The following is a 15,013-nucleotide window of genomic DNA, read 5'->3' as shown; positions in this document are numbered from 1 at the left end:
ATGAAAATCGTCAAACCCCAGTCGCTCGGCCTGTTCTTCAAGCCGTACACGTTCGCGGGCCGGCATTACCTGTCGGTGGCCGCGCTCGGCTTCTTTCCGCTCGGCGCGCCCTGCGAGCGCTATCTGGCCGAAAGCACCCAGTGGCCGCACGTGGCCGCGAGCCTGCCGGCCGGCCAGCCGCTCGACGAGGCGATGCCGCGCCCCGGCGCCGAGGTGCTGCTGCTCGGCGCCGCCCATGCGCCCGGCCAGCAGGCGTGCGCGAGCCTCACCGTGCAACTGCGGCTGGATGCCGCCGACGGCCGGCCGCTGATCAGCAAGTGCCTGGCGGTCTGCGGCGAGCGCGAATGGCGCGCCGATGCGCTGCGTGCGCGCCAGGTCGGCCGCGCGAAGCCGTTCCTGACGATGCCGCTGACGTACGCGCGGGCATTCGGCGGCCCGCGCAATCCGGTCAATCCGGCCGGCTGCGGCACCCGCGAGGCGCGCTTCGGCACCGGCAGCGGCGCGATGCCGAACGTGGCCTACCCGGCCGGCGAGGTGGACGCCGCCTGGCGCGCCAGCGTGCCGGCCGGGTTCGGCCCGATTCCGATCGGCAACGCCGCTCGGCGCGACAAGTTCGGCCGCTACGGGCGCGGCTCGCGCGCGCCGGCCGAGCCCGGCTTCGCGCCGGACATCGATTGGCACGTGTTCAACATGGCGCCGCCCGATCAGTGGCTCGACGCACCGCTCGCGGGCGGCGAGCGCTACACTCTGCGCAACCTGCATCCGCGCCATGCCGAACTGACCGGCGAGGTGCCGGCCTTCGCCGCGCGCGCCTTCGTGCTCGGTGCGGGTGAAGCGCCGGCGCAGGCCCGCGAGGTGGCGATGAAGCTCGACACGCTGTGGCTGGTGCCCGATCACGATCTGGGGGTGTCGATCCATCACGGCACGATCGAGATCGCCGACAGCGACGGGCAGGACGTGGCCGTGCTGATGGCCGCCTACGAGCATGCGGGCGAGCCCAAGCCGCGCTCGCACTACGACGCGGTGATGGCGCTGCGTCTCGATCCGGTGCTGGGCCGCCAGCACGTATTCAACGACAGCCAGCTCGCGCCCGAGCGCTCGGCCGAGGCGCTGGCGCGCCGCGCCGCCCGGCAGCACGAGGCGGAACAGGCCGCGCTCGCGCGCAGCCAGCAGCGGCTCGATTTGCTCGATGCGCAGTATTGGGCGCGGCGCGGCACGCCGCCGCCGGCCGGTCACGTGCCGGCGCGCGCCACGCTGCCGGCGCTCGGCCTGATGACCTCGCAAACAGTCGCCGAAGGCGATTTCGATCTGTCCGAGATCGTCACCAAGGCCAAGGCATTGGCCGACGACGCCGAACGACGCGGCAAGGCCGCGCTCGCCAGCGTGCCCGCCGCCGTGCCGGCGCCGGTCGATCCGGCCGCCCTGCTCGACGCCGCGTTCGAGCGCGCGGCCCGGCCGGCCCATGACCTGCTGCCGCCCGCCATGGCCGGCCGCGATCCGCAGGTCGAATCGATGCTCGCGCAATGGCCGCCGCTGCCCGCCGATGCGAGCGAGCAGCAACGCATTCGCGATGCGGCCTCGCGCGAGGCCATCGCCAAGTTGCCGGCGTTGAAGCGCCAGTCGCGCCGCGCCGCGCCGAAGCTGGCCCAGGCCGCGCTGCCGTATCCGCCCGAGGTGGCGGCGCAGCTCGGCGCGCGTGTGCGTCAATGGCATGCGGCCGGCGTGCCGCTGGCCGGGCGCGATCTGGCCGGCGCGGATTTGCGCGGCGCCGATTTCTCGGGCGCGGACCTCCGCGAGACGATGTTCGACGGCGCCGACCTGCGCGGCGCATGTTTCGCGGGCACGAACCTGCAAGGCGCGGTGCTGCTCGGCGCGCGGCTCGACGGGGCCGACTTCGGCGGCGCGAACCTGCAAGGCGCGAACCTGTGCGAAAGCCGGGGCGACGACGTGGTGTTCGACGGCGCGGACCTGACTCGCGCCCAGGCGATCGACGCGCAATGGCCGCATGCCAGCCTGCGTGGCGCGTGCCTGCGCCGCCTGCTCGCGATTCGTCTCGCCTGCCCGTACGCGGTGTTCGACGGCGCCGACGCGAGCAAGGCCACGCTGTTCGATCTCGACGCCGACGACAGCCGCTGGCACGCCGCCACGCTGGACAAGACGGTGTTCCTGCGCGCCCGGCTCGCGCGCGCCGATTTCGGCAGCGCCAGGCTGCTCAAATCGGTGTTCACGATGTCGGACCTGCAGGCGAGCCGCTGGCACGAGGCCGTGCTCGACGGCGTGCAGGCAGGCGGCGCGACGGTCTGGCGCGACGCGGTGCTGGCCGGCGTCACGGCGAGGCAATGCGGCTTCAACGGCGCGGATTTCGGCCGCGCCGACCTCAGCGGCGCGCGCCTGCTGCGCTGCGATCTCGGCCGCAGCGACCTGCGCGGGGCGCGGCTCGACGGTGGCCTGTTCGCGCGCTGCGGCCTGTATCGCACCGACCTGCGCGACAGCGACGCGGCCGCGGCCGAGTTCTATCGCTGCCTGTGCCGCAAGACCGATTTTTCCGGCGCGCGCCTGGTGGATACCGCCTTCCTGCAATGCGAACGCAGCGGCGCGATTCCGCCCGAAGGCGCGCTCGCCGCCACCGGGAGCCCGGCATGAGCACCCTGCACCAAGCCGTGCCCGCCTTGCAGAGCGCCGCGCCGTGGGACGAGATCGCGCTCGCGATCCGGCTCGACCAGCCGATCCGCGCGCACGCGCTGCGCGGCCTCGACGCGCGCCACCGTGCGCTGGCCGGCGCGATCTTCAACGAAACAGACCTGGCCGGCGCCTCGTTCGCCGGGGCCGACCTGGCGCGCGTGCGCTTCATCGATTGCGATTTGCGGGGCGCCGATTTCGGCAACGCCGATCTCGATCACGCGAGCTTCGTCAAATGCGACCTGTCGCAAGCGCGGCTCGCGGCGCGCAACCTGCGCCACGTCAGTTGGATCGATTGCGACCTGAGCGCCAGCCATTGGGCGCATGCGCAGGTGCAGGCCTGCACGATCGTCAACGGCACGCTCGACCATGCCCGCCTGGATGGCGGCGCGCTGACGCGCTGCACGCTGCTGAACAGCCGCTTCGATCGCACCAGCGTGGCCGGCGCGACGCTGCGGCAATGCGTGATCAGCCCGGCCGACTGGCGCACCGTGAACCTGGCCGGCCTGCAGGCCGAGGGCACGATCTTCTCGAACGCGAATTTCGAAGGCCAACTGATGAGCGGGCTGCGCCTGCCGCGGTGCTCGATGCAGGCCGCCGAACTCGGGCATGCAGACCTGGCCGGCGCCGACCTGAGCCACGTGAACCTGTACCGGGCGCGGCTCGCGCACGCCAACCTCAGCAATGCGGTGGCGCCGCACGCGCTGCTGCTCGAAGCCGTGCTGACCGACACCAGCCTGGCCGACGCGCAACTCGACGGCGCGATCTTCCAGAAAGCGCGCCTGCACGGCTGCCGGCTCGACGGCGCGCGGCTGCGCGCCAGCATCTGGAACCGCAGTCATCACGACAACGTGTCGTTCCGGCGCGCCGACCTGAGCCACGCGCGCTTCGAACAGGTGGAGGGCGATCACGTCGATTTCGGCGACGCCACGCTCGACCACGCCCAATTCCACAACGCGTCGCTGTGCGAGACGAACTTTCGCGGCGCCAGCCAGCACCGCATCGGCCGCACCGACCCCGCCCGCCTCGCCGCCGAGGCCCGCACGCTCGCCCTGGAGAACGAATGATGGCTACCGCCAAGACCGGCAACAAGCTGCCGCCGCCCCTGCCGCTGCACCTCGTCGAGGCCCGCATCATCGTGGCGCTCGACCAGCACGCCTTCTTGCTCGACGACGGGCGCGCCGCGCACCAGGCCCTGAGCTGCCTGATCCGGCCCGAGGTGGGCGACCACGTGCTGGTGGCCACGTGCCGCAATGCGACCAGCTACGTGCTGCACATCCTGCATCGCAGCGAGCCGCACCTGGTGCAATTGAGCGTGCCGGGTGCGCGCGAGCTGCGCATCGAGCAGCCGCGCATCGGCCTGGCCGCGAGCGACGCGATCACCGTGCAGGCGCTGACCGACGTGGAGATCAGCGCCGCCACCGGCGCCCTGAGCCTGAACGCGCGCAACCTGTTCACCACCGTGCAGGAAAGCCTGGTGCAGAGCGTCGGGCAGTTCGTCGGCCGCGCCGGCCATTATTTGCTCGAAGTCAGCCGGGTGCTGCGCCTGCATGGCCAGCAGGCGGTCGTCACGGCCGACGAGGACGTCAAGGTCGACGGCGAGCGCATCAGCATGGGCTGACGCCGCGCTGCCTCGCCACCTCGCCACGCCTCGTTACCGCACCGCTCGCCACCGAAACCGGAGATCCGCCCGCCATGTTCGCCACCAACAGCGTCGCCGCCATGTCGATGTTCACCGTGCCCGACGTCTGCAAGACGCCGGCCCTGGTGCCCGTTCCGCTGCCGTATCCGAACCTGACGATGTCGGCCAGCCATATCCCGTCGGTGTTCAACGTGATGTTCGGCGAGGGGCTGGCCGAGAACCTGATGACCGAAGGCACCATCAGCATGGGCGACGAGCCGGGCGTGCTCGGCGGCGTGGTCTCGGGCATCTTCATGGGGCCGGACACCTACCTGACGGGCAGCCTGAAGGTGATCGTCGGCACCGCGTTCGCCACCCGCATGACCTCGCTGGTCGGCATGAACGGCCTGCCGTTCAACACCATGGGCATGTCGCTGGTGCCGGCGCAGTTCAAAGTGCTGCTGCTGGGATGAGCATGCGCCCCGCCTCCGCCCCGCTGGCGTGGTTACGCCGCCTGTCGCTCGCCGCGCCGTGCGCCCTGCTCGCCGCCTGCAGCTGGTTCGGCCCGAAAACGGCCGCCGTCTCGCAGATCAAGGTGGTGGCCGAGATCAGCGCGAACCAGAACGCCGCCACCCAGCTCGACGTGGTGTTCGTGTACGACAGCAACGTGCTCGCGCTGCTGCCGGCCACCGGCCCCGACTGGTTCCAGAAAAAGGACGCGCTGCTGGCCGGCCTCGCCACCGCGATCGACGTGGTGAGCCTGCAGGTGCCGCCCGCCACGCTGGCCACCGCCAGCCTGCCGAAGCGTCACGGCAAGGCGATCGCCGTCTACAGCTACGCGAACTACCTGAGCGCGGCCGGCCAGCCGAAGGGCAACATCACGCCGTACAAGAACGTGACGATCTGGCTCACGCCGACCGCCGTCACCTATCAATCGCAGTGAGGCCCGCTCGCGATGCGTTTTCCGGAATGAACAGGCCATGACACTCACCGCCCCGCTCCCCGATGCCGTCCAGTGGTCGGAAGGCATGATGCTTTCGCCGCAGCATCTGCAACAGAACGACCGCTATTGGCAGGCGCATCTGCGCCATCGCCTGCAAACCGTGACGCCGTTCTACTGGGGCGTGCTGACGCTGCGCTTCGAACTGGTGAAGGAAATCCTCAGCATCAGCGAACTCGAATGCCTGCTGCCCGACGGGCTGCTGGTGGGCTTTCCCGGCGCGCTGCCCTACACGCCGCCCGGCAACGTCGAGATCGACGTGGGCGCGGCGTGCCGCAGCGGCGAGCCGCCCGTCAAGGTGTGGTGCTGCGTGAACCCGCGCGGCGCGCATGCGGCCGTGCAGGACAGCCAGGAACGCCGCTACAACTCGGTGCTCGACGAATCGAACCTCGACGAAAACACCGGCGAGCAGGCCGTGCAACTGCCGCGTCTGCAGGTGCGCTTCCATCTGCACCTGGGCGCCAGTTCGCCGTCGACGCAGACCGCCGTGCCGCTGCTCGAAATCTCGCGGGCCGACAACCAGCAGTTGCGCATCACGCCCTACCATCCGCCGATGCTGAACATCGCGGTGGCCGACAGCCTCGGCGAAACCAACCTGTGGCGCGGCCTGCACGAACTGCACGATCGGCTGTGGGACAAGGTCGTGCAGTTGGGCGAGCACGGCAAGCTCGATGCGCGCGAGGACACGCTGAGCGTGGAGCAGCGCCAGCATCTCGACGCGGCGCGGCGCATCGGCGCGTGCCTGCCGCCGTTCTCCACGCTGCTGGCCGCCAGCACCCACCCGAGCCAGCTTTATCAGGCGCTCGCGCACCTGGTGGGCGCGGCGGCCGGGATCGGCGCCGACCCCACGCCGCTGCTGATGAAGCCCTATCAGCACGACGATTGCGCGCCGCAGTTCCGGCAGGCGATCGAGTTCGTGCAGGCGCGCATCGACACGCTCGACACGCGCTACGAACAGCTCGATTTCAAGCGCGTCGAATCGTATTCGCCGACCCAGCCCGACCTGTGCTTCGAGCGGCGGCTGCCGCCGGGCATGGGCGACGAATTGATCGTCGAACTCGAACCGCGCGACGGGCAAACCGCCACGCAACTGCTCGGCTGGCTCGACGAGGCCCTGATCGCCGACGCCGCCGTGCAGCCGAAGCTGCGCCGCGCGCGGGTGGCCGGCGCGCTGGTGCGCGCGTTGAGCGCGCAGGAGATCGAGCGCGAGAAGCTGCGCCCGCATGCGCTGCTGTTCGCGATCCGCAACCAGCCGCTCGCGCTCGACGACCAGGGTGCGCTGCACGCGTTCGGCGACGCGTCGCTGTTGCAGATCGTCGGCCGCAAGAACGATGCGCGGCCCAACGCGATCGTGCTCTACCGCAACAAGCTCGCCACCGGCGCGCCGGCCCAGCCCGCGCCCGCAGGAGATCGTCATGCATGACGCGCCCGCCTGGCCGCAACCGCGCACCGGCAGCTACGTGCTGGTGGCGCGCTTCGCCGATTTCTACCAGGACGTGGCCGCGCTCAGGCGCGCCCAGGCCGAGGGACGCATGGCCGCCCATCTGGCCGGCGACGGCGGCGCGCTGCCCACCACCGGCGCCGAGTTCGCGGCGCGCGCCGCCGCCCGGCTGCGCGCGCTGCTGCAACAGCAGGCTCGCCGCTGCACCGAAACACCGGGCACCGAAGAGAGCCGGCTCGAACAGCAGGCTCTCTACCTGATGACCGCGCTGGCCGACGAGATCCTGATCTTCGAACTCGATTGGGCCGGCCACGACGCCTGGCTCGACGTGCTGCTCGAACAGTCGATGTTCGGCACCGGCAACGCCGGCTCGCGCTTCTTTGCGATGGCCGAGGCGCTGGTCGAGGCGAGCCTGCCCACGCCGCGCCACGTCGATCTGGCGGCGGTGTTCCTGCTGGCGATGGAACTCGGCTTTCGCGGCCGCTACCGCGCGCGTCAGGCGCAGCCGCACCTCGACCGGATTCGCGAGCGCCTGTTCCAGCGGGTCAGCGCGGCCGGCGCGAGCCCCGACGACGACGGCCCCGCGTTCGCCCAGGCCTATGCCTACCCGCTCACCGGCAGCCGCGACGAACGGCTCGCGCCGGTGTCGCCGTGGCGCAACCTCGGGCTGTACGGGCTGGCCGCCTTCCTGGTGCTCGGCGTGGTGACGTGGCTCGTGCTGATGCACCCGTTCGAACGATTCCTGAATTCCTGATCACCCGATGGCCCGCGTGGCCGAGGCCGGAGCGCTTCCGTGAACGTATTGCAACCTCTCACCGCCTGGCTCAAGGCGCAGACCGGCTGGACGCTCGACCCGCACGCGCTGCAGCTCGTGCTGACCGGCGCGGCGGCGCTGGCCGTGCTCGCCGTGGCGGCGAAGCTGGCCGCCACGCTGTGGGTCAAGCTCAAGCCGCTGCTGAAGGCGCCGGCCGTGCCCGCGCTGTGCGGCTGCGAGCCGGCCGCCGCCACCCGCAAGCCGGGCTGGGTCGCGCGCGCCTCGCTCGCCATCGATTACCTGCACACCCGCCGCGAATGGCGCTACGGCACGCCCTGGCTGCTGATGCTGGGCCAGGCCGGCGCGGGCAAGACCAGCCTGCTCGAATCGATCGGCCCCGCGCACACGCAAGCGCTCAGCGAGCATCAGCGCACGCTCGCGGTGGACGGCGCCACCTGGTATTCGCTCGACCGCGGGCTGGTGCTCGACCCGGACGGCAGCCTGCCCGAAGCGGCCGCGCGCGCCGCGCTCGACGGCGACGCAGCCGACGAACCGGCCGCGCGCCGCTGGCGCAAGACGCTCGACCAGCTCGACGCGTTGCGCCCCGAGCGCGCGCTCGACGGCATCGTGCTGACCGTGTCCGCCGCCACGCTGCTCGGCGGCGACCCCGCGCGCACGCTGGCGGTGGCGCAGAACGCGCGTCAGCAGTTGCGCACGCTGGAGGAGCGGCTCGAATTCGCGCTGCCGGTGTACGTGATCGTGACCGCCTGCGATGCGCTCGACGGCTTCGCCGCGTTCTGGCGCTCGCAAACGCCGCAGCGGCGCGACGAGATGGTGGGCTGGTCCGCGCCGAGCCAGGCCTTCGAGACGCCGCCCACGCAATGGGCCGAGCCGATCTTCGCCGAGATCGACAGCCAGTTGCGCGCCTTGCAGGTGGAGGCCGCCGCGCACTGCGAGCGGATCGCCGCGCACGACGCCGACGCGCTGTTCCTGTATCCGAGCCGGTTCGCGCAGTTGAGCACGCCGTTCCAGCAGTGGCTGTCGGTGGTGTTCCAGGTGTCGGCGTGGCAGACCGGCTTCTTCCTGCGAGGCGTGTATTTCACCGGCGCGATCGCGGCCGACGGCGAGCGCGTGGCCCCGCTCGACGACACGCGGCGCGACGTGGCGTTCGTGCACGGCCCCTTGCTCGACAAGGCGCTCGCGGAGCGCCATCTGGCGCGGCCCACCCGGGCCGGCGTGTGGTCGCGCAACCAGTTGATCCGCCGCGTGCAATGGGGCTGCGTGGCGGGTTTCTCGCTGCTGTTGCTCGCGTTCGTGGTGCGCGCCTGGCAGCTCGACGACCAGATCGGCCGCGTGACCGACGCGCTGCGCCGCCTGCAGACGCTGCAAGCCGCGGCGCCGGCGGCGGGCTGCGTCGCGCAGGCGCCCGTCTATCAGTTGATCGACGACGTCGCGCGCATCGATGCCGATGCGCACAGCTGGCTGCTGCCGATGTCGCTGATCGATTCGCGCCTGTCGAGCCAGAGCGCGCGTCGGGTGGCCGACGATGCGTTCCGCAGCGTGATCCTGCCCGGCCTGGCGTGCCGGATGTCGGCGCAGGCCTATGCGCTCGGCGCCGATGCCAATCGCGGCATCGACGCGCGGCTCGACTACAGCGGGGCCGCCGCGCAACTGCGCGGTTTCGTGCAGCAGGCCGACCGCTACGAACGCAATGCGAGCCGCTTCCAGCGCCTGCTCGGCAAATCGCCGTACGCCAAGGAGCGCACGCCGCTGCCCGGCTTTCTCGAACTGGTGGAGTACGCCTACGGCGCACCGCTCTCGCCGTATCTGCGCACCCGGCCCGGCCTGCTGCCGGCCGTGCTCGCGAGCCTGAACGCGGCCGATTTCCCCGGCGGCTACGGCACGCCGCCGCAACTGAAGCAGAACGTCAGCGACCATATCGTCGCGCTGGCCGCGCAGACGCGCGACCTGACGCAGGCCGAATTGCAATCGGGCGTGACGCTGCTGGGGCAGTTGCAGGCGCGCACGCTGCCGATCCTCGCGCACGTCAAACAGTTCACGCACTGGCTGAACTGGATTCGCACCGACTGGCTCGGCTCCAGCGCCACGCGCAACCCGATCCTCGCGGCGCAGGCGCAACTGGCCGCCAGCCTGCGCCCGCTGATCGACGACGACGGCTACCCGGCCAGCGTGCTCGCGCAAGCCACCGCCCAGTTCGATGCCGCCGGCCAGTATCCGCTCGCGATGCAGACGCTGAACGCGATGTCGCTGCCCGGCTACGGCCCGCTGTTCGTCACCACCAACGGCGCCGCCGCGCTGAACCCGGCGATGCAGAACGAGCTGACGGGGCTCGACGCGCTCGGCAGCCTCGGCTACATGGCGATCGACCCGGTCGCGCCGTTCGCCTGCGCCAACAACGACATGGCGAACTGGAGCCAGGGCCTGCTCAAGGATGCGAACCAGTATCCGGCCGACTATCAGACATTCATCGCCCAGCCGATGCTCAAGGGCGCGCAGCCCGATGCGCTGTATCGCCAACTGGCCCGCTACCAGCTCGAACTGGCGATGAACAACAGCCTGCAACTGGCCCAGGCCGCCGCCAACCTCGCGCCGGGCAACTCCGACGGCACCACGGCCGACGCGCAGCAAAGCGCCGACAGCGGCAATTTCGCCAACCTTTCGCCGCTGCTGCTCGGCGTGGAAAAGCAGTTCCGCACGCTCGGCATGGCCGGCAGCGCCACCCAGATCACGCAGTGCGCGCATCAGTTCGCCAACAGCCAGCTCGGCCGCATCGCGCAACTGGCCGACCAGAGCCAGCTTTATCAGCCGGCGTTCCAGCCGGCCTCGTCCGATCCCGACGCCAGCTTCTTCGACCTCGGCAGCACGGCCGTGATCACCGACACGCTGTCGCGCCAGGTCAGCCGCGTGCAGGTGCTGGTGGGCTATGCGCAGCCGGTGCTGAACTATCTGGCGCAGGCCGAGCCGGGCGCCTCGAACGCCGGCGCCAACACCTCGAACGCGGCCTACTGGACCCACACCGCCAACGAACTGACGCGCTACACGCAGGGCAAGGACCCGAACTCGCAGCCGGCCGTGCTCGACACGCTGTTCATGAAGCTGTTGCCGTCGCTGCAGAACGGCAACTGCGGCGAGCAACTGGCCGGCTACGACGCGCCCACGCTCGGCAACGACCTGTTCTCGAGCCATCGCGGCCAGTTGATGCAAAGCGTGCAGATGCGCTGCAAGGGCGAGCGCTACGCGCAGGCGCAGAACGCGTGGCTGCCGGTGGCGAGCCGCTTCACTCGCGATCTGGCCGGCCGCTATCCGTTCGGCTCGCTCGATGCGGACGACGCGAGCCTGGCCGCCGTCAAGGGCTTCCTGGCCGACTACGAAGGCCGGCGCGCCGCGCTGCAGAAGCAGGTGGCGGGCCTCAAGGATCCCTACTGGAAAAACGTGCGCGCGTTCCTCGCCCAACTCGATCAGGTGGACGATTTCCTGGCGGGCAACCTGGTGGCGGCCGGCGACGGTTCGGCATCGTTGAGCCTGAACGTCAATTTCCGCGCGCTGCACGCGGGCGCGAACGGCAGCAACCAGATCGGCGAGATGAACCTGATGTCGGGCGCCAAGGGCATCACCTTCCCGAACGGCGGCGCGAGCCTCGACTGGCAGTTCGGCGAGCCGCTGGTGCTCGACCTGTCGTGGGCCGGCCTGTCGCTCTGGCGGCCGTCGCTGGCGGCCAGCGCGCCCGATCTTCAGGTGGACGGCAATACCGCCTCGTTCGCGGCGGCCGGCAACTGGGCGCTGCTGCGCCTGATCGAGCGGCATCGCCCGGTGGCCGACCCGGCTTCCGATCCGCGCGACCCGGCCCGCTCGCTGCTGCAATTCGACGTGCCGGTGCTCGATGCGAGCAAGCCGGGCAGCCCCGCGAGCGACACCGCCCATGTCTACATCGGGATTCGCATGTCCAACCCGGCCGCGGGCGCGGCGGCGCCTGCAGCGGCTTCGGCTTCGTCGGCAAGCCCGACGGCCAAGCCCGGCGCAGTGTTGAAGCTGCCGCCGGCCTTCCCGACCACCGCTCCTCAATGAATGGAAACCGACTCATGAACGATGCCCTCTATCTCGCCGCCGACACGCATTTCAAGGAACACCTGCATCTCGGCCTGGACGCGTTGCTCGCGCCGATCGACGCCCATGCGCCGTGCGGACGCCCCGCGCGCGAATCGCGCAGCTACGGCCAGATCGCCCAGGAACGTCGGCACGACGACCCCTCGCTGCCGATGGGCGGCTGGGAGCGCGACCTGAAGCGCGCCGACTGGCTCAAGGTCAGTCATCTGATCGTCCAGATGCTCGCGCTCCAGAGCAAGGATCTGCAACTGCTCCAATGGCTGTTCGAGGCGCAGGTCAAGCATCACGGCATCGCCGGCATCGCGCCGGCCCTGACGCTCACGCGCGAGATGTGCACGCGTTTCTGGGATCCGATCCACCCGTTCCCCCATGGCGGCGACTACGAGCATCGCGCCAACATCCTGCGTTCGATCGCCGACAAGCATCTGGGCGTGCTGCGCCTCGCGCCGCTGATCCAGCACGCCGAGCGCAGCTATGGCTGGGCGGACTGGGAGCGTGCCCGCTACCACGCCCAGGTGCGCGTGTCGCGCGGGCGCCTCGACGCGGCGCCCGAAGGTGCGACGCTGGACCAGCTGCAAACCGCGCTGGCCGATACGCCGAGCGACGCGCTGGCCGCCACGCATGCGGAACTGGCGCGCGCGCTGGCCGCGCTGGCGTCGCTGGGCGCGAGCGTCGATCCGCTGTTCGGCGCCGAGGCGCCGAGCCTCGGCAAGCTGGCCGAATTGCTCGAACAGATGCGGGCGTTGTTCGTCGGCGAGCTGCACAAGCGCGGCATCGAGCCGCCCGGCTTCGCGCCGGCAACCGCAGCGCCCGCTGCGCAGGCGGCGGCCGAGGCCGGCGGGGAGCCGGACGCCGCGACCGATCCGGCCTCGGAGCCGGCCACGGACACCGCGTTCGCCGCGGCCCCCGGCTTGGCGGCCGATGTGCTGCGCGATCGCGCCGATGCCTACGCGCGTCTGGCCGAGATCGCCGCGTTCCTGATGCGCGTCGAGCCGCACAGCCCGGCGCCGTACCTGGTGCGCACGGCCACCGAATGGGGCCGGCTCTCCACGCCGGAGCTGTATCGCGAGGTGTTCCTGCGCTTGGGCGGGCAGTTGAACATCTTCGAGATGCTGGGCATCGAGGCCCCGAACCCGGGCGCGGCGCAGTAACGCGCGTCGTCGATTCGAACCACGCCGGCGAGGCAGCCGGCTCCTGTCCCGTCATGTCATGTCCGGAGGAATGCGATGTTTCCGAAGAAGCCCGATTACACCTCGCGCGGCCGAAAGCTCGATGCGAAGGTGCCGGATAAACCCGCCAAGCGGGACAATCCGCTCGGTGCGCCCGTGGAGAGACGCCAGCGCGCCAACAGCCTGCGGCGGCTGCCGACCGAGCATTTGATGGAGCTGGCGCAGACGCACGACAGCGTCCACGTCAGACAAGGCGCCGAGCGGGAAGTCAGGGTGCGCCACGACCTCGTCGCGGAAAGCGTTGCGCAGTTTTCCGGGGGTGGCCGGCCGAAAATGAATGCGCTTGGCCCGGTCGGCATGCGGGAAGTGACCGCGATGCGCTTCGCTTCGAGCATGGCGGAAGAGGCGCAGGACGAGGTGAATCGCGAGTACAAGAATCCCAGGGACATGAGCCAGGTGGGGCAGATCGGGGTGGCCAACGTCGGCGGCCATCTGGGCGTCGGGTTTTCAGGGACGCAGGACGGCATGGCGCACACCCGCGCCGTCGAGCAGCGCATGCTGGATCTGCAGAAGGACTACGGGGACAACGGCCTGGCACAGCACTGGAGCGGGCGACTGGAAGGCGTTGCCGTCACCGACGTGTTCGCCGACAAATCGGACCTCAACATCTGCGCCGCGAAGCGCGCCTCGCATGTGGCGAGCAGCGTCGCGAACGCCGCGAACGGGTCGCCCCTGTCGCCGGTTCAGCCCGTGCATCGGCGCGATATTGCGCCGCCCGATTCCTTGATCGAAATGATGAGCCCCGCCACGAGCGGGCGCGGCAACCTGTTGAGCGATTTCAGCGCCGCGCAGAAGCGCCGTGGGTCCGCCGTGGCGCCGGATGCCGCGCTGTCGCCGGCGATCAGCGGTCGGCCGCGCAGCAAGAGCGTCGACAGCATGGCGAACTCCTGCGACATCTGCATGGGCGAGCACGATCACCATATGGAAAAGCGCTTCAACCACGGCAAATGAACGTCCCGCACGCGCGGCGCCGATCGCGCCTCGCTTCATGAAACCAGGAGGTAAGCCATGCCTTATCGCTACGTCGACCACACGATGAACCCCACGCAGGTGAATCGGCAGGTCAGCTACGGGCCGACCGCCGACATCGCCCCGTTGGATCAGCAGCGTCTGCAGAATCATTACGGCACGCCGCAGGTGCTCGCGCGGGTCACGCAGTACAGCACGCGTCACGCCACCTATGTGGCGGCGGCCCAGGCCGGCAACCGGCCGCTCACCATCCAGGAGGATCAGGCGCGCGTCACGGGCCGGCAGGCCACCCACGCCTCGATCAACCATGTGATCGCCTCGGGCACCGGGCAGAACCTGCTCAACGAAGGCACGCTGTCCTTCCAGACCGGCCAGGCACGCGTGAATCAGCATTGGAACGCCGCCATCGGCCCGATGGGGCCGGGGCGCTTGCAGGCACGCATGAACGTGATGCACGGCATCGCCGAGCAGGCCGCGGCGGTGGGCCGGCAGCAGGGTTACTCGCGCGCGATCATCAACGAGCGCGGCAACGAACCGTTGAACAACACGGCCACCAACCGGCGCATCTATGGCAACGCGCAAGCCGGCCAGCGGCTGCAGGTGCAGCCGACCCGCGACATGGCGTTGCAGCACACGCTCACGGCGTTTCAGGGCGCGACGCCGAACGCCCGCGTGCGCGCCTATCGCGACGTGCTGCGCATGACGTTCGACTCCCCCGGCAACCTGCGGGTGGGCGACGAGTACGGCAACAACCTGGCCCGTACCGGTATCGACATACCGTTGCGGGCCGATGGCCTGACGCCGACGGCGCATGGCCAACGGCTGCTGAACGCCCACGCGACCTATGCGCCGCCCCGGCTGCATGCGCCAAATCGCACGTTTACGATCGACCAGAACAACGTGCGCGTGTCGAGCAGCATGGAGGAGCCGAACCCTCGGCCGCTCACCGGCAAGCGCTCGGCCACCTACATGCTGTCCGCGCCGCCGACCACCAAGAAACCGAAGCTGAATCCTCCGAGCGCACCGTCGGGCGGCATCCCGACCATGAAAACGGGCGGTTTCACGTTCGCCCCGTCGCCCTTTTCGGCGTTCAGCCAATCGACGTCGCCGGTCACGGCCCGCCCGATCTTCCGCGTGAAGGGGCCGCGCAAGATCACGTCGATCTGAACCTGATTCCGTCGCCGCCACCGGACGC

Annotated in this window: 11 protein-coding genes; all 11 read left to right on the top strand. The window is 70.4% G+C overall.

The features are described 5' to 3' along the window. The 11 genes from AB4850_RS22535 to AB4850_RS22485 all read left to right on the top strand — a co-directional run bounded on the left by AB4850_RS22535 (nt 1) and on the right by AB4850_RS22485 (nt 14,985). Nucleotides 1-2,643 (top strand): DUF2169 domain-containing protein, encoded by a 2,643-nt coding sequence (locus AB4850_RS22535; RefSeq protein ID WP_414445196.1) that lies wholly within the window; start codon nt 1-3, stop codon nt 2,641-2,643. Then, on the top strand, nt 2,640-3,746 hold the full coding sequence (locus tag AB4850_RS22530) for a pentapeptide repeat-containing protein (RefSeq protein ID WP_414445195.1): 1,107 nt from the start codon (nt 2,640-2,642) through the stop codon (nt 3,744-3,746). The genes AB4850_RS22535 and AB4850_RS22530 overlap by 4 nt, the downstream gene beginning before the upstream one ends. Next, nucleotides 3,743-4,300 carry a DUF3540 domain-containing protein gene (locus tag AB4850_RS22525; RefSeq protein WP_414445194.1) on the top strand — a complete coding sequence of 186 codons (558 nt, stop codon included), beginning with the start codon at nt 3,743-3,745 and terminating at the stop codon, nt 4,298-4,300. The genes AB4850_RS22530 and AB4850_RS22525 overlap by 4 nt, the downstream gene beginning before the upstream one ends. A gap of 74 nt (nt 4,301-4,374) precedes the next feature. Continuing rightward, nucleotides 4,375-4,773 (top strand): DUF4150 domain-containing protein, encoded by a 399-nt coding sequence (locus AB4850_RS22520; RefSeq protein ID WP_414445193.1) that lies wholly within the window; start codon nt 4,375-4,377, stop codon nt 4,771-4,773. 2 nt (nt 4,774-4,775) lie between these two features. Next, a complete protein-coding gene (locus AB4850_RS22515) occupies nt 4,776-5,243 on the top strand; it encodes a hypothetical protein (RefSeq protein WP_414445192.1) in 468 nt (155 codons plus the stop codon). Between the two features lie 37 nt (nt 5,244-5,280). Beyond that, nucleotides 5,281-6,723: a type VI secretion system baseplate subunit TssK gene (gene tssK / locus AB4850_RS22510; protein WP_414445191.1), complete on the top strand. Its 1,443-nt coding sequence runs from the start codon at nt 5,281-5,283 to the stop codon at nt 6,721-6,723. Continuing rightward, on the top strand, nt 6,716-7,495 hold the full coding sequence (locus tag AB4850_RS22505; protein WP_414445190.1) for a DotU family type IV/VI secretion system protein: 780 nt from the start codon (nt 6,716-6,718) through the stop codon (nt 7,493-7,495). Before tssK ends, AB4850_RS22505 begins: the two co-directional genes overlap by 8 nt. A gap of 39 nt (nt 7,496-7,534) precedes the next feature. Beyond that, complete coding sequence (locus AB4850_RS22500) at nt 7,535-11,581, top strand: type VI secretion system protein (protein ID WP_414445189.1); 4,047 nt, start codon at nt 7,535-7,537, stop codon at nt 11,579-11,581. Between the two features lie 14 nt (nt 11,582-11,595). Beyond that, the gene (gene tssA / locus AB4850_RS22495; protein ID WP_414445188.1) at nt 11,596-12,771 is read left to right on the top strand and encodes a type VI secretion system protein TssA; all 1,176 of its coding nucleotides are present in this window, start codon (nt 11,596-11,598) and stop codon (nt 12,769-12,771) included. A 75-nt stretch (nt 12,772-12,846) separates the two neighbouring features. Then, nucleotides 12,847-13,800, top strand: coding sequence for a hypothetical protein (locus AB4850_RS22490; RefSeq protein ID WP_414445187.1), 954 nt, complete (start codon nt 12,847-12,849; stop codon nt 13,798-13,800). Nucleotides 13,801-13,857: 57 nt separating this feature from the next. Further along, nucleotides 13,858-14,985: a hypothetical protein gene (locus tag AB4850_RS22485; RefSeq protein ID WP_414445186.1), complete on the top strand. Its 1,128-nt coding sequence runs from the start codon at nt 13,858-13,860 to the stop codon at nt 14,983-14,985. Nucleotides 14,986-15,013 lie beyond the last annotated feature (28 nt).

It is taken from the genome of Burkholderia sp. 22PA0106, assembly GCF_047497155.1.
Classification (GTDB): domain Bacteria; phylum Pseudomonadota; class Gammaproteobacteria; order Burkholderiales; family Burkholderiaceae; genus Burkholderia.
This window is presented reverse-complemented; position numbering and strand designations above follow the sequence as displayed.